The following is an 18,960-nucleotide window of genomic DNA, read 5'->3' as shown; positions in this document are numbered from 1 at the left end:
ACTTTCCCTTTGTCCCTATTCTCTTCGATTTTTTTGTTTTAATCTGCTGAGATTCTGTACAGTCAATAAAAAGCCCAGTCAAAACTGGGCTTTTTATTTTATATCTTAGCTAGCAAATATTATGCATTCGTTTCTGCTGGAACTTTTGCATAGCTTACACCACACATTTGCTCAGCAATACGTAACACTTGGCAGCTATAACCTACTTCATTGTCATACCAAACATAAGCAGTTAAACGGTTACCAGAAGTGATTGTTGCTTGCGCATCAAATACACCCGCAGTGCGCGAACCGATAAAGTCACTTGAAACAACTTCTGATGAGTTGGTATAACCAATCTGACCTTGTAGTTTAGAGTTGATAGAGATTTGGCGAATATATTCATTCACCTCTTCACGATCAATCTCTTTATCTAAAGTTAAGTTCAAAATTGCTAAAGAAACGTTTGGTGTCGGAACACGTACAGAGTTACCTGTTAATTTACCTTTAAGCGCAGGCAAAGCTTTAGCAACAGCTTTAGCAGCACCAGTTTCAGTAATTACCATGTTTAGTGTTGCTGCACGCCCACGACGATCCGCTTTGTGATAGTTATCAATCAAGTTTTGGTCATTTGTGAACGAGTGAACTGTTTCAACGTGACCATTTAACACTTTGTATTTGTCATCTAAAACTTTTAATACCGGTGTAATCGCATTAGTTGTACAGCTTGCTGCAGAGATGATTTTATCTTCATCTAAAATATCAGCTTGGTTTACACCAAATACAACGTTCTTCATGTCACCTTTACCAGGTGCAGTCAAAACAACGCGAGCAACACCCGCACATTGTAAGTGTTGGCTTAAACCATCAACATCACGCCATTTACCAGTGTTGTCGATAAGAAGTGCATTATCAATACCATAAGCTGTGTAATCTACTTCGCTTGGGCTTGATGCATAAATCACTTTGATGAATTGGCCATTTGCAATGATTGCTTCATTTTCTTCATCAACTGAGATTGTGCCGTCGAATGTACCGTGAATCGAGTCACGACGTAATAAAGAAGCACGTTTTGCCAAATCACCATCAGATGATTTGCGTACAACGATTGCTTTTAAGCTCAAACCACGGCCTAAACCAGATTGGCTGATAATCAAACGAGCCAAAATACGACCAATGCGACCAAAACCATAAAGTACAACATCTTTTGGTTCAGCAGCTTCTGCATTGCCTTGAATTGAAGCAACTGCGTTCGCTACAAAAGCGTTAACATCACCGCCTTCATTTTTGTATTCAACAGCAAGTTTACCGATATCAACTTCAGCAGAGCCAATGTTTTCAACTTTCATTAACGCTTCCAAAATTGGGAAGGTGTGAACCACTGAAAGCTCGACATCAAGCATACGAGTACGACGATGTGATTTTAAGATTTGGATAACTGAACGGTTAATTAAAGAACGACCGTAAACAGAAACAACAATATTTTTCTCACGGTACAATTGACCAATCAAGGCAATCATACGCTCCGCAATTTCTTCACGGTTTTTCCAACGACCTTGGTGTTCTGCATGTAGGGCAACGATAGTGTCTTTGCTCACAGTTACGTCCTCTAATTTAATATCTATACTGGGCGTGAAATTTTAAAACGCCATAATTGTAATGGAATTATCATCAAGATTGAATCAAAAGCTGTTAAACCAGCTAAGATTTTGTCCCAATTGACTATAAATTCATAAAATACCTATAATTATTTTTGTGATTTTAGGTAAAAATCTTTCTCTATCATCGTAATAGCCATCCCTATAAAAATGCTTGATGGTCATTTTGCAAATATGATTGCGATTTTTGGGTCAATCTTCCGCATTATTGAGCCGCTTTGGGTATTGTTTTAGATTCAACTCAAACTGCTGTTTTCGTCGTTTTTGTTGAACAAGATGAATAGCCCCTTCGATCACGAGTACCAAGACCGCCAACCAAATAAGAATATAGGTTAACCATTCTTCTGCACCAATTTTTTCACCAAGAGCAAATGATACCATTGCCAACAAAACGGGTTCCAAATACCCCAATAAGCCAAAAAGAATTAACGGCAAATAGCGGCTCGCAAGAAGATAACTTCCTAAACCAATTGCACTAAATAAGCCCAGCCCCATCACCACCAAAATTAAACTTGGCTGTTCTAGAAACTTGAAATATGGCGTTTCGCCCGTTTGAGTGAAGAAAATTGCAACAGGCAGAATAATGATCATATCCCACCAAAATCCACCTAAGTTATCTGTTTTAATTTGCTTTCGAATCACAAAATATGCGGTATAACCGATTGCAACTAATGCCGTCTCCCAAGCAATACTGCCCAATCGCCATATTTCATGCCCTACACCCAATACTGCTAAAAACACAGCTAGTGCTTGGAACTTTGAGAGTTTCTCTCCATACAAAACACTACCCACCAATACCAAGACGAGAGGTAAAAGGAAATATCCCAAGGAGACTTGCAAACCACGCCCATGCATCGGCCCCCATAAGAATAACCATAATTGCACAGAAGTTAGGATCGAGGTGATTAGCAAAACTAGCAGTAAACCGGGCTTTGCCAGAACTCTTTGAAAAATGGCTTTGATATGAACAATATCGCCACTTAACCACATGAATAAAGTTAAAAATGGCAAAGTCGCAATAATACGCCAACCAAAAGTTTGTTCACTATCAAAGGCGCCAAGCAACTGAGTATAGTAGTACAAAACCCCAAAAGTTACAGATGCCAAAACTGAATAAGCAATTCCTTTAAACATTTTGAACCTCTGAACTATAAAGCATGTTATAAAAACTTGATTTATCCACTATATAAAATAAAAAAAACCATGCACGCATGGTTTTCAACAAGCATATCTTATTTATCAACGATGTTCAGGATAAATGACATCACTAATATCATAACCAACCGATTTTGCGTAATTTAAATACTCCTGCATCACATTCTTTTGTACCTCAGGAGTACGCGAAAGTACCCATAGGTATTTACGTCGAGGCTCTCCAACCAATACTGTTTGATAATCGTCATCTAGCTTCAAAACCCAATAATCACCACGTCCAACAGGAATCCAACGGACGCCTTCGGGTAAAAAGCTCACACTCAACTTACTATTAAATGGTGCATTTGCAACAAAAGCTTCCCCTAAACTTTGCTGTAAATTTCCATCACTATCATAACATTTGTTATCGACGACAATATTCCCATTTTCATTCACTGTATATGTTGCGGTAATGTTATAGGCACACTTTCGCTCGAAAGAGACTGGCTTTCGAGCAACCTCATACCAAACCCCCAAATACTTATCCAGCTCCACCCTTTCAACAGTTGCCAATGGTTTTGTCTGTGCATACGCTATGGTCCCCACAGCCAATCCAGTCAAAATAGCGCCACCGACTGCAATTTTTGCTAAACGCCAACCTGCTTTTGGGAAACTTTTAATAAATGGCATGAAAAAACCTCAAAATAGAATTTGTTATAAGTAGTCATATAGTTAACTAATAAAAATAGTCTATTTTATAAGCAAAAACTGTTGCGATATGTATCACTAAAAAGGTTTTTTCATCTACTCATATATCGTAATCATCAAAATAACATCTTGCCCAGCTCTCATTGGGTAGTAAGAATGCTACTCGGTCTCACACACACTAAGCTTTAATTACTTTAGTTGGTTTAAGCTCAATTTGAGAAGTATTTAACACTGCTCAAATATTCAGCCTGCGTAGAAAATTTAATGCATTTAAGATTGCAACATATGTGCTTTCAAGCGAACAATTTCATCACGTAATCTAGCAGCTTGCTCGAACTGTAATTCTTTTGATGCTTTCAGCATTTCCTTTTCCAATTTAGAAATATGTTTTGCAAACAACTTCGGATCTGAAAGTAAATGCTGTTCATCTGCACTAATAGATTGTGCTTGCTCCAGTGCCTTTTCATCAATCTCGTCATCAGTGAGAATCTCACCTGTATCAATTTCCTTGATGGTTTGACGCACTGCACTTCGTGGCGTAATACCATGAAGTTCATTAAATTCAATCTGTTTGTTACGACGTCGCTCGGTTTCATCAATCGCTTTACGCATAGAGTCGGTAATACGATCTGCATATAAAATGGCTTTACCTTTTACATTACGTGCAGCACGTCCTATCGTTTGGATTAATGAACGCTCTGAACGTAGAAACCCTTCCTTATCTGCATCTAGAATAGCAACCAAAGAAACCTCTGGCATATCCAAACCTTCACGTAATAAGTTAATCCCAACTAAGACATCATGTACGCCTGTCCGAAGTTCGTGAATGATTTTAACGCGTTCTACCGTATCAATATCCGAGTGAAGATAAGCAACCTTCACACCGTACTCTTTCAAATATGAAGTTAAATCTTCAGCCATACGCTTCGTCAAAGTTGTAACCAAGACTCGCTCATTCAACTGTTTACGGATATTAATCTCTGACAATACGTCATCTACTTGCGTCAACACTGGACGCACTTCAATTTCAGGATCAATCAATCCCGTTGGACGCACGACCTGCTCCACCACCTGCTCAGATTTTTCCAGCTCATATAATGCTGGTGTTGCACTCACGAATACAGTTGTCGGAACAATACGCTCCCACTCTTCAAATTTCATCGGACGATTATCTAAAGCACTTGGCAAACGAAAACCATAATTCACCAAGTTTTCTTTACGTGAACGATCACCTTTATACATTGCACCAATTTGCGGAACGGTCACATGCGACTCATCAATAATCAATAAAGCATCTTCTGGAACATAATCAAATAAAGTTGGGGGAGCTTCACCTGCAGCACGACCAGAAAGATGACGAGAATAATTTTCAATGCCATTGGTATAACCCAACTGCTGCATCATTTCTAAATCATAGCGGGTCCGCTGTTCAATACGCTGAGCTTCAAGCAATTTATCATTGTCTTTAAAAAATTTAAGCTGATCTTTTAATTCATCTTTAATGGTATCAATAGCACGGGTTAAATGATCTTTTGGCGTAACGTAGTGACTTTTCGGATAAATTGTTACACGAGGTACTTTTCGGACTAACTTCCCAGTTAAAGGATCAAACCAACGAATCGAGTCAACCTCATCATCAAATAGCTCAACACGAATCGCATCCTGATCTGATTCAGCAGGGAAAATATCAATAATCTCACCACGAATACGATATGTACCACGTAAAAACTCTAATTCATTACGGGTATATTGCATTTCAACTAAGCGACGAATAATGTCATCACGGCTCACTCGATCACCTTGTACAATATGCAGAAGCATCTGCATATATGCATTTGGATCACCCAAACCATAAATCGCTGAAACGGATGCAACGATGATCGCATCACGACGTTCTAATAATGCACGTGTCGCTGAGAGTCGCATTTGATCAATATGATCATTAATTGCCGAATCTTTTTCAATAAAGGTGTCTGATGAAGGAACATACGCTTCAGGTTGATAGTAGTCGTAATAACTAACAAAATATTCAACAGCATTATTCGGGAAAAATGCTTTGAATTCACCATAGAGCTGTGCAGCAAGTGTTTTATTATGTGCCATCACAATGGTTGGACGTTGGGTTTTGGCAATCACATTCGCCATGGTATAAGTTTTACCTGACCCTGTAACACCAAGTAGCAATTGATTACGAAAACCGTGCTCAATACCATTCACCAATTTTTCAATTGCTTGGGGCTGATCACCTGCAGGTTGGTAATTGGTGACTAATTCAAATGGCTGACCAGTCTGTTGTTCTTGCATATTTTTCATCTTGCTACACTCTTATCGATCTATGATATTGAGATTAATCTTTCATATACAACCCTAAATCTCAGTGTGATGAAAAACTTCTATAATTTTCCAACAACGATGCATTCACCTAAATACGCTATTTAGCCAAATTTTTTACTTTTTTATCAAACTAACTTACCACACATCAGATTTTTTCGAGTCTAATTAAAATTTCAACTAAAAGATCAATCACATCTAATAACTTGATCTAACAAAAAATAATTACCAAAAAGTGACTAAAATCACATTAACGTTAAATTAATGTTACAAATTACTGATTTTCACATGATTAGATCAGCTTATGATCTCTTTAATAATAAGTATCACAACACACTTAAAATGAGAAATTGCATAGGCATGGAGGCTTATCTTGAAACGCACATCTACGATTGCTATTACCGCCATACTTGCTGCTATCACTTATGCAGCAATCAATAAAGCTCCTGTAATCCCCCCAAAAACCAATGTTCAGATGAGTGCTAGTGAATTCCATCACGAATTATTAAAACAAACCAAACTTACAGAAAATTTGCAACAAATCCGCTCCTCCACACAAGCTTCACCTTTGGCATTACGACATTATATCGTTGTGTTTAAAGATTTTTCCGAACCATCTACACAGCTTTCTCAAACCATCCAAACACAATACGGCGGTCAGACACGTTATCGTTTTGATCAAGCACTCAAAGGTATCGCGATTAGCATTCCAGAGGTTGCTAGTGAAGCATTTTTAAATGCAATGTTACGACACCCATTGGTCAATTACGTTGAAGAAGATCAAGTCATTCAAATCAATGCAACACAACATAATCCTTCTTGGGGGCTCGACCGAATTGATCAACGAACACTTCCTTTAAACCAAAGTTACCAATATGAACATACAGGCACTGGCGTAAATTTATATATCCTAGATACTGGGATTTTAGCGACTCACCAAGAATTTACAGGTCGAGTTAAAAAAGGATTTTCGGCAATTTCTGACTTCAATGGTACTAATGATTGTAATGGGCATGGTACGTTTGTAGCTGGACTTGCTGGCGGTACGACCTACGGCGTAGCGAAACAAATCAGTCTCATCCCTGTACGTGTCGTTGGTTGCTCTGGTTCAGGGCTAATGAGCAATATGATTGCAGGGATTGATTGGATATTGAAAAATGGTCAAAAACCAGCCGTTGTTAATATATCAATGGGGGGACCTGCATACGAGCCTTTAGATACAGCAATCCATAATTTATCCAGCCAAGGCTTTATCCCCGTTGTTGCAGCTGGAAATGCCAATACCAATGCTTGTGATCTATCTCCAGCACGTTCAGCAAATGCGATAACCGTCGCTGCAACAGACAAAACAGATACCCGTGCAAGTTATTCAAACTACGGTGCGTGTATTGATATTTTTGCTCCTGGTAGTGGTGTTTCTTCTGCTTGGAATAGAAGCAATAGTTCAGTTGGCACAGGAAATGGGACTTCGATGGCTGCTCCACACGTTGCAGGCGCTGCTGCTCTCATATTACAACAAAATCCAACCGCAACTACGAAAATGGTCACCGATCAAATTCTGACAACAGCTACGCCAAATGTTGTCAAAAATGCATCTGGCAGCCCAAACCGTTTATTATTTACTGCAACTGCATTTCAATCGGATAATACAGCCCTATCTAACCAAACAGCACAGCAATCCACCGACATTCTAGCGAGTGTTAATCAACTTATCGGTTCTACTACACGCAATTGGTTATTTGGTACTTGGAAAGCAACTGTCAACATTAAAGTTGTCGATCAAAATCAAAAAGCCGTCAGTAATGCCACAGTTACTGGAGAGTTTAGCGTTGGCGCCTCCTCAATCAATTGCATAACCAATAGTATTGGTGAGTGCCAGCTAAATAGTGGAACACTTTCTCGTAATGTAACCAGTACGACATTTAACGTGGTTAATATAACGGGTACAAATCTAACTTATGCAGCAAATCACAATCAGGTCAGTCATCTTACATTGACACCTTAAAATCACTTGACCCATATCACAAACGCCTTCAACATGAGCTGATACTTAATTACTTATGATAAAAAATATGTCTTACCAATATCATGATGAAACGATTGTCACTGAACTCCCAGAAGATACGGTATTTGTTTTTGGTAGTGATTTAGCAGGAAGACATGACAGTGGCGCCGCTCGTGTTGCGGCTCAGCACTTTGCGGCAGTAAAAGGTGTCGGTCGTGGATGGGCTGGGCAAAGCTTTGCGATTCCAACGCTGAATGAACATATGCAACAAATGCCCCTGTCACAAATAGCACATTATGTTGATGATTTTAAAATTTATGCAAAGAATCATCCCAAAATGAAGTACTTTTTAACAGCATTAGGTTGTGGTATCGCTGGATATAAAGTCTCCGAAATAGCCCCCTTATTTAAGGGGATACATTCAAATGTGATTTTCCCTGAATCATTTCGTCCATTTATCGAAGAAGATGCTGTATCAAAATTTCCAGATCTAACAGCCGAAATCGTTCATGCTTTTATCAAAGATGAAGTTATTTTTTACTTCGACCATGGTTATGAATCTTTCGAAGAAGCATTAGCCGAAACAAATTTATCAGCTAATGAAAAAGCAATTGCTTTGATTGTACTCAATGAAGAACTTTATCCACGCGATCGTTATGGGCGTGGTCGAGAACATGAAATTAAAGATATTTTAGGAAAGTTAAATGGGAAAATTTTTAATTTTCAAAACAATTCTGAAGGTGCAATGATTTTTGTTAGCGTGATTATTGCATTGATGGAACTTTATGATATCGACGAACAAGACTTCATTAAATTATGGCGCGGTGATTTAACGATTCAACATCCAATAAATCGCCGTTAACTTTACACAAACCACATGATGAAAAAGGAGGAAAAATCCAAAACTCTATAACTTTATGGGATAGAGCAAACAAAAATGATAATGCAGCACAGAAAAACAGACATACTATAAAAATGGAGATTCGAGTGAATATTCAACAGCCTTTATTTGCCTTAATTTTGACGACTTACGCTAGCTTTACTTATGCAGCCCCACCTAACACTTTATCCAAACATGGTCCAATCAAAGACCAATACATTGTAACCTTTAATAAGTCACAAACATCTTCTAAAGATTTAGCCACAACATTAGCCAAATCTCATGGCGGAAAAATTTTGCATACTTATGAATCTGCACTGAAAGGATTTGCAATTTCGCTCCCCAGCAATGCTGGCAATGCTTTTGTAGAAGCAATGAAAAAAAATCCGAATGTACTTTCTGTTGAACCCGATATTGTAATGAGTATTCATAGTACCGTTCAAAATAATGCAGTATGGGGACTAGATCGCACTGATCAAAAAAGCCTTCCACTTGACTCCAATTACAGCTATACCCAAACAGGAGCTGGGGTTACAGCCTATATCGTAGATACAGGCATATTAGCCTCTCATCAACAATTCTCAGGCCGAGTCAAATCAGGATTTACAGCCATTAGTGACGGTAAAGGAACAACTGATTGCAATGGACATGGTACACATGTAGCAGGTACTGTCGGTGGAACAACTTATGGCATTGCCAAAGATGTGACATTAATTCCAATTCGTGTTTTAGACTGCAATGGTGCTGGTACATCTAGTGGAGTATTAGCTGGCTTAGATTGGATCGTCCAAAATGGTAAAAAACCAGCTGTAGTCAATATGTCATTAAGTGGTGAGGTGAGTTCAGCTTTAGATAACGCAATTGTTACTCTTTATGATCAAGGATATACCCCTGTCGTTGCTGCTGGAAATTCTAATACGGATGCATGTAATTCCTCACCTGCAAGAGCGAGCAAGGCGATTACCGTTGCAGCAACAGATAATAGTGATACACGAGCCAACTTCTCCAATTATGGTAGTTGTGTTGACATTTTTGCACCTGGGACACAAATCACCTCAGCATGGTACGATAGCAATACAGCCACTAAAGTCTCTCATGGCACCTCTATGGCAACACCACATGTAGCAGGTGTGGTTGCCGAAATGCTACAAAGCACCCCTACTGCAACGCCTCAAATGATTACAACTAATTTGCTAAAACAAGCAACAACAAACATCGTCAAAGATCCAGCCAATAGTCCAAATCGTTTACTTTACAAAGCACCTTAAATCTCATCCTAAAAAAAAGGATATCTTTAAGATATCCTTTTGGGTTTGATTTAACGTTTTCCCATCGAACGACGCGTGCCACGTGGAGGCATCCAAGTTCGGTCAGCATATTGCTCAGGTTTTGGACGAACCTGATTATGTGCCACATCCTCAGAGTCATTTTGAGCAGATGGCATTGGAAATGGCAATTTAACCAAAGCTTTTTTAGCTTTAGGCGGTTGGGTACTCATTAAAATTCTCTCGAAATCTAAATTTCTAAACGCTATTGTAATAGATTTTTGAGAGTTTTATAAAAATAAAATATGTAAAAACAGAAGCCCTCTTCCTGCCCATAATTTGGTAACTTTTTATGCGATTACGGCAAGTTTTGACCACAAAGAGCTCCAATTAAGCTAAGATAACCTGCTTTTTATTTTTAATCCCATAAGAAGGAATAATGCCGTGGACGTACGTCTCTCTGATCGTGTCAATGCCATCAAACCGTCCCCTACACTTGCAGTAACCAATAAAGCTGCTGAGCTTAAAGCTGCTGGTAAAAATGTGATTGGTTTAGGTGCAGGCGAACCAGACTTTGATACCCCTCAACACATCAAAGATGCTGCAATTGAAGCGATTAACAAAGGCTTTACGAAATACACGGCTGTCGATGGCACTCCAAGCCTCAAAAAAGCAATTATTGCAAAATTGAAACGTGATAATAACTTGGACTATCAAGCAAATCAGATTTTGGTTTCTTGTGGTGGTAAACAAAGTTTCTTTAACTTAGCACTTGCTTTGCTCAACAAAGGGGATGAAGTCATTATCCCTGCTCCATTTTGGGTAAGCTATCCAGATATGGTGATTATTGCTGAAGGCACACCAGTGATCGTGAAATGTGGTGAAGAGCAACGTTTCAAAATCACACCTGAACAATTAGAGTCTGCGATTACACCAAATACACGCTTAGTTGTATTAAATAGCCCATCTAACCCAACTGGTATGATTTACACCAAAGCAGAGTTAGAAGCTTTAGCTGAAGTTCTTCGCCGTCATCCACAAGTTTTTGTTGCTTCTGATGACATGTATGAACCAATTCGCTGGGAAGATGAGTTCTACAACATTGCAACCGTTGCACCAGACTTATATGACCGTACTATCGTTTTAAATGGTGTATCTAAAGCCTATGCAATGACAGGCTGGCGTATTGGTTATGCGGCTGGTCCTGCAAAAATCATTGGCGCGATGAAAAAGATCCAGTCTCAATCAACCTCTAACCCAACGTCGATTTCACAAGTTGCAGCTGAAGCAGCGTTGAATGGTCCACAAGACGTTTTACAACCAATGATTGAAGCATTCAAACGCCGTCATGATTTAGTTGTTAATGGTTTAAATGACATCAAAGGTATTTCATGCTTACCAGCTGATGGTGCATTCTATGCGTATGCAAACATTCGCCCATTAATCCGTGCCAAAGGCTTAAAATCTTGCACAGAATTCTCTGAATGGTTACTTGAGGAAACTGGCGTTGCTGTTGTTCCAGGTGATGCATTTGGCTTAGGTGGGTTTATGCGTATCTCTTACGCAACTGCTGATGAAGTTCTAGTCGATGCTTTAGCTCGTATCAAAAAAGCAGCTGAATCTATTGATGGTGTTGATGCAGCAATTGCATCTATCAATGCTGAAAAAGCTACACAATAATCTTAGTTGAGAAAAAGAAGCTTCAAAATGAAGCTTCTTTTTTATATTCCAACTTGGGTTTAAATCTCAATCTGCTGCCCTACTCCTCAGACTCACCGTTAAATAAAGCAATGACCTCAGCCTCAGTCATTTTCTTAGTTGAATTTTGGAAAGCATAAAACTCAGGTTTATTATCAATAAAAATTTCAAGATCCAACTTTAAATCTTTCGGAGATTCATTAAGAGAAAATACGTTGATATTGGAATAGTTCTGATCCTTTGTACGCCAAAATAAATTGGTGCCGCAAACATTACAAAATCCACGCTCCCCCCATTCTGATGAGTTATAAACTGTAAGATGATCTTGCTTTAAAAACGCTAAACTACCGTGTTCTACATCAACAGTCATAATTACACCACTGGTTTGTCTACGACAAATAGAGCAATGGCAAACATGAACATCATGATTTTTTAATTTCACCTCAAAGGTGGTTGCACCACACAAACATTGTCCGTCCATTTTTAATTTTACCTTGTGTTTGATTTATTATTTGTAAGTAAATAGCTTAAAACACTTTATCTCTTTCGCAATAAATAATTTGTAAATCCAACTTTTGGTCCATCATACACTTGACACTTTATTTTTATGTCTCTATTTTACCTATAAGTTCTATTTTGGAACCTATAAGGAAATAAAAGATGAAACACCCTAAAGATATGAACGGACTTGAATTTTTGACTGCAATGTGTGAAGGGAGAATTCCAACAGCGAGTATTAGTGAAACCATTCCCATGCAGCCCTTAGAGGTAGCTGAGGGATATATAAAATTTGGGGTGCAAGCTGATCATCGTCATCTTAATCCATTAGGTGGAGTACATGGAGGCTTTGCCGCCACTGTACTTGACTCTGTTACTGGATGCGCGATTCATACACTTCTTGAAGCTGGGGTCGGCTACGGTACAATTGATCTTAATGTTAAAATGTGTCGTCCAATCCCCCAAAATCAGAAATTAATCGCAACAGGTAATATGATCAACCTCAGTAAAAACTTGGGGATTTCTGAAGGAAAAATCGTGGATACAGAAGGTAAACTTTATGCTTATGCCACCGCGACCTGTATGATTATACGTTCATAAAAAAAAGATAAGGCAATTATGCAATTGCCTTATCACATTTCACATTTTTTGGGCGATCACATAAATGACTAAAAACAGCATATTGCCAAATACTTTTTACTTGTACAGTAACCACTTTCTGCTCTGCAACAGACCATGCTAATGCAGTATTTGCACCGAGAATGAGTTCACCTCCAAGTTGAAATAAATATAATGGAGATTGAACACTCACTAAAAGTGGATTCTTTTGGCTTAGCAAGTTACGAGAGTCCTCAATTTTCCACTTATTCCCAAGCCATAACTGTAACAAATCACCTAAATACAAAGTATTTTGCTTAAATGGAAAAGTATTTAAAAATGCATTTTCTACGGGCGTGTAATAACGCTCAGGATCCTGCAAAATATCAAGATAGTTTTGTTGATAAAAAGAGAAGTTTGAAAAAATAGTTTGAATATTTAGAATAGTCATTTTGACCTCCGATTTAGCCATTTTAGTGCTGGCAAGTAGGGTTAAATCCACACTGTTTAGGTCTTACCTAAACGCTCTTTCTGATTCGAATCTAGCAACAGCCAAATCAAAGTTCAAGTTTTTTTTGCTTTTTGCTATCAATTGTGCAAATAAAAAGCATATAGCATCAAAATGAAAGAAACATGACATTTTTAGCTTGACCGATTTCAAAAGCTGCCTATAATGGCTCTCAGATTCTCCCATAGCTCAGTCGGTAGAGCGACGGACTGTTAATCCGCAGGTCCCTGGTTCGAGCCCAGGTGGGAGAGCCAAGATTCAAAAAAGCCCATATCAATGATATGGGCTTTTTTACGCTTGAAATTTAATGCAAAAAAATACCCCTATCAATTAGAGGTATTTTCTATTACAAGTCGCTAAGCGATAACCTTCGCTGGTACACCACTATGAAAACGGAAAGTATCATCTGGGCTTAAAATCAAGTTCTTTTCGACTTCACGAATGTGATCAATCCGTTGTTGAATATTTTCTTCTGGATCTTTAAGTTTAGCTGTTTTTGCAACATCCAAAGCCAAGGCCAAATAATCTTCGAAATGACGAGATTCCGATTTAAGCAAATAACGATAATAACGCCCTAGCTCATCATCGACTATGGGCGCAAGCGAATAGAATCGTTCACAAGAACGCGCTTCTACAAATGCACCAATGATCATGACGTCAATTAAAGCTTCAGGCTCATATGTACGGATTTCTTTACGTAGTTCGCCCGCATAACGACCTGCACTCAAACCTTTCCACTCTTGACCACGTTTGGTCATAAATTCTAAAACTTGCTCATAATGCAGCATTTCTTCACGTACGAGCTGTGCCAACTTCACTTGTAAGTCAGTAAAAAAGCTATAACGAAACATCAAATTCATTGCTGTTCCCGCTGCTTTTTTCTCACAATTCGCATGATCCTGCATGAGAATATCTAAATTATTGATGGCTTCATCTAACCAAGCTTGAGGTGTAGTACAACCTAAAAACTTGATCACTGGTTGCATCAACTCATCATAATTCACACTACTCATTTACTTATCTCGCAGCAGCCTGAATCGCTGCTTTCATATCTTTCACGGCCTGAGCCAAACCAACAAATACACTATCAGCGATAATTGAATGCCCAATGTTGAGTTCATGAATTTGTGGAATTGCGGCAATGGGTGCCACATTGTTCAAGTTTAATCCATGACCCGCATTGACCACTAAACCTTTAGATGCAGCATATTCTGCGCCTTTGATAATCCGTACCAATTCAGCTTGTTGTTGCTCATCTGTTGCAGCATCTGCATATGCGCCTGTATGGATTTCAATTGTTGGCGCTCCACATGCGACCGCTGCATCAATTTGAGCAAAATCAGCATCAATGAAAAGTGACACATCACTACCAATTGCTGTCAATGCTTCTGTTGCAGCCTTAACTTTTTCAAAGTGCCCCACCACATCTAAGCCACCTTCAGTGGTGACTTCTTGACGACGTTCAGGTACGAAACATACATGTTGAGGTTGAATTTCTTGAGCAAATGCGACCATTTCATCAGTAACAGCCAACTCAAGATTCATTCTTGTTTTCAACAATGGACGCATACGGCGAACATCGTCATCTTGTATATGGCGGCGATCTTCACGTAAATGTAAGGTAATCCCTTCTGCACCTGCTTGCTCACAAACCAGAGCTGCTTGTACAGGATCAGGATAAACGGTACCTCGTGCTTGTCTTAATGTTGCAACATGATCAATGTTTACACCCAAGATTGCAGCCATAAAAATATCCTATTGTTTATCAAATTAAAGCAATCAATACTTTAAATAGATTAAGTTTGTGTATTTTGAATCCAAAGTTGACGACTTTTTAGTGGTCGATCACCCAACAAAGAAGTGATCATTTGGCGGTATAGTTTAGCCAATAATTGCAATTGTTCGTGAGTAAAATCTTGCCCTTGCTCATAATTTTGCATGGTCGCAATAAGCCGCCCAGACATAGATGAGCGTGATGCTTGAGCAACAGGCATAAAACCATCATTCAATTGAAACTGATAATTTTGTTCATGTTGGATAACTTGTTGATTAGCATCAATTGAAAAATCAATGGCATAACCTAGTTCTTGCAATAACACATGTTCAAACTGTCGTAAAATTTGACGAAGAAACAATGGTGCATGTTCATGTGTTGCTAATAATTGAAGTTGTAGAAGAATCAGCTGATATTGTTGAAAAGTTTGCGGCATCGCCTCCTCTAAAGGGCATAATCGCAACACAATCTCATTTAAATAAAAACCTGCAAAAAAAGCATCACCATGAAAAAATACAGGTTGATTCAGAATTTCCAGTTTAGTGAGATTTTTGAGCTCTGATTTTCCTGTCGCTTGCAAACGAATCGGCTGATATTGTGGTGGAGGAATTTGTCTTAAAATTCCATCCACCCGACCATATTCTTGCGTAAACAAATGCACAATATGGCTCTTTTCCCGATATCTACGATGATGAATCAAATAACCATGTAGGACTTCATTACGCATCATAAGACGATACTAATCCTTCTTTTTATGGTCCTTTTCATCCTCATCATCGCCATCAGGTATCACGGCTCCTACAACTGCAGCCGTGCCTTTCACAACACCTTTAGTGGTTTTATAAGCAACTTTAGCAGGAACAGTTACAACTTTATGGATACAACCTTGTAACATGGATATACAACTTAGAATTGCCAGCATTCGTACTGTTATTTTCATATTCATTCTATCCGATTAAATGTCGCTATAACCTAAGCTTTTGAGTGCACGTTCATCATCAGACCATCCACCTTTCACTTTCACCCAAAGCGTCAGCATGATTTTTTGTTCAAACATTTTTTCCATGTCTGCACGTGCATCCATCCCAATACTCTTGAGTTTGGCGCCTTTATCACCAATTACAATCGCTTTTTGACCTTGGCGCTCTACAAAGATTGTTGCATCAATATATGTACAAGGCGGTTTTAGACGACCTGTTTTTTCATTGACTGTGGCTTCTTCCGTCTTAAATGACTCAATTTGCACCGTTAAATCATATGGAAGCTCTTCACCCAACTGACGCATGATTTTTTCACGAATGATTTCACTCGCAAGGAAACGCTCAGAACGATCGGTGATTTGATCTAATGAATACAATGGCGGTTGATAAGGCAGGTACTTTTCAATGGTGTCACGCAAGTGTTCTAAATTTGCACCACGCAAAGCTGACACAGGAACAATTTCAGCAAAGTTCATTAACTTGGCACGTTCTTGAATCAAAGGTAAAGCTTCATTTTTATTTTCAAATGTATCTAGCTTATTAATCACCAAAATGACTGGCATATCTGCATTTTTAAGCTTTTCCAAAACAAGTTCATCATTTTGGGTCCACTTCTGAGCATCCACCACAAATAAGACTAAATTTACATCTCGCAATGCTGAGTGCGCGGCACGATTCATCATCTTGTTAATCGCACGTACTTCTTTTTTATGCATCCCGGGAGTATCTACAAATACAGCCTGTGATTTCTCACGTGAATCAATACCAACAATCTTATGACGAGTGGTTTGCGGTTTACGCGATGTAATCGATAACTTTTGACCAAGTAAGTGATTCATTAGGGTCGATTTACCCACATTTGGGCGACCTACAATTGCAACAAAACCGCTCTTAAAATCAGAAGGAATCGTAGTTCCCTGAGAACTAAAAAATTGATCAATTAAGTTGTTGCCATCTTGCTGTTCATTTGCTTCTGGCTTATTGTCATTTGAATGAGACATCAGGTTATTGCTCCAATAATTTTAAAATTTCAGCCGCTGCCGTTTGTTCGGCGAAACGACGACTTGAGCCCTCGCCTTGAATTTTCGGCAATCCATCAACCAAACATTCCACTTTGAAATGTTGATTTGGTGCATCACCTTGAATATCTACAACCTCGTAAACTGGGAGAGGTTTTTTACGTGCTTGTAAATACTCTTGTAGCCGTGATTTCGGGTCTTTCAGTTGATCCGTCGGTTCGATATGGTCGAAGTAAGGTTCATACCATTTTAACACAATGCCTTGCAGCAAGTTGAGATCATTACTGTCTAAATATATCGCACCGATAATGGCTTCAACCGTGTCAGCGAGAATAGATTCACGATGATGACCACCTGATTTTAATTCACCAGTGCTTAAAATTAATGACCGACTCAGTTGCAAGTCATTCGCAATTTTACCTAGTGCCTCCTGTCGAACCAAAGTTGCACGCATACGCGTTAAACGACCTTCGTTTTCAGTTGGATAGGTATGGTATAAATAATTCGCAATGATCATCCCCAATAACGAATCGCCTAGAAATTCTAGGCGTTCATAATTGTGTTTATGACTAACAGACCGGTGAGTTAAAGCCAATTTCAACAAATCAATTTGTTGAAATTGATAACCTATCCTTGCTTGCAGTCTTGTATCATTGAGCTTGTTTGGCAGATTTTTGGTCAAAAGTCTTCTCAAAAGTCATCACTAAACTAATATTTAGCATGAAAGGCTTTCGCACTTCATACTTTTTCACGACGATCAAATCATCTTTATATGTAGCCTGTGCGATATCCTTAAAACGAAGATCTCGTACACCATTCATATCCAAACGTTGATCCATCTGAGATGCAAACTTGGTTGGCGTCGTATTTAGCGGACTATCTTTCAATAAACCTTCAATCTGACTGTCAATAATTTTGTCATCCCAATATGCTGGCCATATTGCAATTGCAGCTTTCACAGCAATTGCAAATAAAACCACCCCAAATAAAATTGCAATATACGAAGTCCCTTGTTGAGATTTACGCATTTTTTCTTTCCTATGTGTTTTTTATTTATTAATCAATTTTACCATTTCGGCTAAAACTTGGAAGTTTTAGACCTGGTTCTTTATGCATCCATACATAAAAAGCACGACCCGTTAAATTTTGTTCAGGCACAAATCCCCAAAAACGGCTATCTGCACTTTGGTCTCGGTTATCACCCATCGCAAAATATTGCCCTTTTGGTACAGTTACCTCCCAATCTCGACCTTGAGTATTGATAAACACATCATTGGTTTTCGCAACAAATGGAATGAAAGAATCCGCGCCTTTAGCTTGAGCAAACTGATAAGCCTCAACAAGTGTATTTCGCCCATCTAAATAGCGAACTGTATACTGATGATCACCCAGAGTTTCTTTAAAATACGAAACTGCTGGTGTCTCTAGCGCGTCTTTTTCACGACTAAATTCAGTTGAAACTTTAGCAATGCGTTCACCGTTTACGACCAATTGACCATCTTTAAACTGAATATGATCACCAGGTAAACCAACCACGCGTTTGATATAACTAATACTTGGTTGCGGTGGATAACGGAAAACGATCACTTCACCACGTTTTGGTTCACCAACATCAATAATCTTGGTATTAACGATCGGTAAACGCACCCCATAATCAAATTTATTCACCAAAATAAAATCACCTGTCTCTAAGGTTGGCACCATTGAGTCAGAAGGGATATTAAATGGTTCATATAAGAAAGAGCGTAAAACGAGCACAACCGCTAACACAGGCCAAAAATCATACGCCCATGTAATGATGAAGTTTTCTTGGTTTCGTCCTCGGTTTGCACGTTGCTTAAGTACAAACTTATCGAGTAACCATACCAAGAAAAAAATCAGTGTCGCTGGTACTAGAATCAAATTAAAATCAAAATCCACAAACCC

20 protein-coding genes and 1 tRNA gene are annotated in these 18,960 nt (G+C 38.7%); 6 read left to right on the top strand and 15 right to left on the bottom strand.

Annotated elements, in window-relative coordinates:
• Positions 1-119: 119 nt before the first annotated feature.
• From F2A31_RS05085 to uvrB, 4 genes are all read right to left on the bottom strand, one after another.
• Positions 120-1,577, bottom strand: a complete 1,458-nt coding sequence (locus F2A31_RS05085) for a glyceraldehyde-3-phosphate dehydrogenase (protein WP_150025475.1) — start codon at positions 1,575-1,577, stop codon at positions 120-122.
• A gap of 252 nt (positions 1,578-1,829) precedes the next feature.
• Positions 1,830-2,771, bottom strand: coding sequence for an EamA family transporter RarD (gene rarD, locus F2A31_RS05080; RefSeq protein WP_150025474.1), 942 nt, complete (start codon positions 2,769-2,771; stop codon positions 1,830-1,832).
• A gap of 105 nt (positions 2,772-2,876) precedes the next feature.
• On the bottom strand, positions 2,877-3,461 hold the full coding sequence (locus tag F2A31_RS05075; RefSeq protein WP_150025473.1) for a lipocalin family protein: 585 nt from the start codon (positions 3,459-3,461) through the stop codon (positions 2,877-2,879).
• Between the two features lie 288 nt (positions 3,462-3,749).
• Complete coding sequence (gene uvrB, locus F2A31_RS05070) at positions 3,750-5,783, bottom strand: excinuclease ABC subunit UvrB (RefSeq protein WP_171490636.1); 2,034 nt, start codon at positions 5,781-5,783, stop codon at positions 3,750-3,752.
• A 400-nt stretch (positions 5,784-6,183) separates the two neighbouring features.
• Here uvrB and F2A31_RS05065 point away from each other — a divergent pair, with 400 nt between their 5' ends.
• The 3 genes from F2A31_RS05065 (at position 6,184) to F2A31_RS05055 (ending at position 9,963) form a co-directional block, all read left to right on the top strand.
• Positions 6,184-7,815, top strand: coding sequence for a S8 family peptidase (locus tag F2A31_RS05065; protein WP_150025471.1), 1,632 nt, complete (start codon positions 6,184-6,186; stop codon positions 7,813-7,815).
• Positions 7,816-7,882: 67 nt separating this feature from the next.
• Positions 7,883-8,677, top strand: coding sequence for an A1S_2505 family phage non-structural protein (locus tag F2A31_RS05060; RefSeq protein ID WP_150025470.1), 795 nt, complete (start codon positions 7,883-7,885; stop codon positions 8,675-8,677).
• A gap of 113 nt (positions 8,678-8,790) precedes the next feature.
• Positions 8,791-9,963: a S8 family peptidase gene (locus tag F2A31_RS05055; RefSeq protein ID WP_407643269.1), complete on the top strand. Its 1,173-nt coding sequence runs from the start codon at positions 8,791-8,793 to the stop codon at positions 9,961-9,963.
• 50 nt (positions 9,964-10,013) lie between these two features.
• Here the strand turns inward: F2A31_RS05055 and F2A31_RS05050 are convergent, their stop codons facing one another.
• Positions 10,014-10,193, bottom strand: coding sequence for a hypothetical protein (locus tag F2A31_RS05050; protein ID WP_150025468.1), 180 nt, complete (start codon positions 10,191-10,193; stop codon positions 10,014-10,016).
• A 211-nt stretch (positions 10,194-10,404) separates the two neighbouring features.
• Here F2A31_RS05050 and F2A31_RS05045 point away from each other — a divergent pair, with 211 nt between their 5' ends.
• Entirely contained in the window at positions 10,405-11,640 is a 1,236-nt protein-coding gene (locus F2A31_RS05045) for a pyridoxal phosphate-dependent aminotransferase (RefSeq protein ID WP_150025467.1), read from the top strand.
• Positions 11,641-11,719: 79 nt separating this feature from the next.
• Here the strand turns inward: F2A31_RS05045 and F2A31_RS05040 are convergent, their stop codons facing one another.
• Positions 11,720-12,139, bottom strand: coding sequence for a GFA family protein (locus tag F2A31_RS05040; RefSeq protein WP_150025466.1), 420 nt, complete (start codon positions 12,137-12,139; stop codon positions 11,720-11,722).
• Positions 12,140-12,318: 179 nt separating this feature from the next.
• Here F2A31_RS05040 and F2A31_RS05035 point away from each other — a divergent pair, with 179 nt between their 5' ends.
• Complete coding sequence (locus F2A31_RS05035; protein ID WP_150025465.1) at positions 12,319-12,756, top strand: PaaI family thioesterase; 438 nt, start codon at positions 12,319-12,321, stop codon at positions 12,754-12,756.
• A 16-nt stretch (positions 12,757-12,772) separates the two neighbouring features.
• Here F2A31_RS05035 and F2A31_RS05030 read toward each other — a convergent pair whose 3' ends face one another.
• Positions 12,773-13,204, bottom strand: coding sequence for a hypothetical protein (locus F2A31_RS05030; RefSeq protein WP_150025464.1), 432 nt, complete (start codon positions 13,202-13,204; stop codon positions 12,773-12,775).
• Positions 13,205-13,439: 235 nt separating this feature from the next.
• Between F2A31_RS05030 and F2A31_RS05025 the strand changes: the two genes are divergently transcribed.
• Positions 13,440-13,515: transfer RNA gene (locus F2A31_RS05025), tRNA-Asn, on the top strand.
• 102 nt (positions 13,516-13,617) lie between these two features.
• On the opposite strand, the gene miaE is transcribed toward F2A31_RS05025, so the two are convergent.
• The 8 genes from miaE to lepB are packed head-to-tail and all read right to left on the bottom strand — an operon-like array spanning position 13,618 to position 18,954.
• Positions 13,618-14,274: a tRNA-(ms[2]io[6]A)-hydroxylase gene (gene miaE / locus F2A31_RS05020; RefSeq protein ID WP_005084587.1), complete on the bottom strand. Its 657-nt coding sequence runs from the start codon at positions 14,272-14,274 to the stop codon at positions 13,618-13,620.
• Positions 14,275-14,278: 4 nt separating this feature from the next.
• Positions 14,279-15,007 carry a pyridoxine 5'-phosphate synthase gene (gene pdxJ / locus F2A31_RS05015; RefSeq protein ID WP_150025463.1) on the bottom strand — a complete coding sequence of 243 codons (729 nt, stop codon included), beginning with the start codon at positions 15,005-15,007 and terminating at the stop codon, positions 14,279-14,281.
• Positions 15,008-15,057: 50 nt separating this feature from the next.
• On the bottom strand, positions 15,058-15,765 hold the full coding sequence (recO, locus tag F2A31_RS05010; protein ID WP_150025462.1) for a DNA repair protein RecO: 708 nt from the start codon (positions 15,763-15,765) through the stop codon (positions 15,058-15,060).
• A 9-nt stretch (positions 15,766-15,774) separates the two neighbouring features.
• The gene (locus F2A31_RS05005; RefSeq protein ID WP_150025461.1) at positions 15,775-15,975 is read right to left on the bottom strand and encodes an NF038104 family lipoprotein; all 201 of its coding nucleotides are present in this window, start codon (positions 15,973-15,975) and stop codon (positions 15,775-15,777) included.
• A 15-nt stretch (positions 15,976-15,990) separates the two neighbouring features.
• Positions 15,991-17,016, bottom strand: coding sequence for a GTPase Era (gene era / locus F2A31_RS05000; RefSeq protein ID WP_150025460.1), 1,026 nt, complete (start codon positions 17,014-17,016; stop codon positions 15,991-15,993).
• A 4-nt stretch (positions 17,017-17,020) separates the two neighbouring features.
• Entirely contained in the window at positions 17,021-17,716 is a 696-nt protein-coding gene (rnc, locus tag F2A31_RS04995) for a ribonuclease III (protein ID WP_150025459.1), read from the bottom strand.
• On the bottom strand, positions 17,685-18,062 hold the full coding sequence (locus F2A31_RS04990) for a DUF4845 domain-containing protein (RefSeq protein ID WP_150025458.1): 378 nt from the start codon (positions 18,060-18,062) through the stop codon (positions 17,685-17,687). Before F2A31_RS04990 ends, rnc begins: the two co-directional genes overlap by 32 nt.
• A gap of 28 nt (positions 18,063-18,090) precedes the next feature.
• Positions 18,091-18,954, bottom strand: coding sequence for a signal peptidase I (gene lepB / locus F2A31_RS04985; protein WP_150025457.1), 864 nt, complete (start codon positions 18,952-18,954; stop codon positions 18,091-18,093).
• Positions 18,955-18,960 lie beyond the last annotated feature (6 nt).

Origin of the sequence: Acinetobacter suaedae (assembly GCF_008630915.1) — a bacterium.
In the GTDB taxonomy this organism is placed as follows: Bacteria; Pseudomonadota; Gammaproteobacteria; order Pseudomonadales; family Moraxellaceae; genus Acinetobacter; species Acinetobacter suaedae.
The sequence above is the reverse complement of the archived record's forward strand: the minus strand, read 5'-3'. Positions and strand labels throughout refer to the sequence as shown.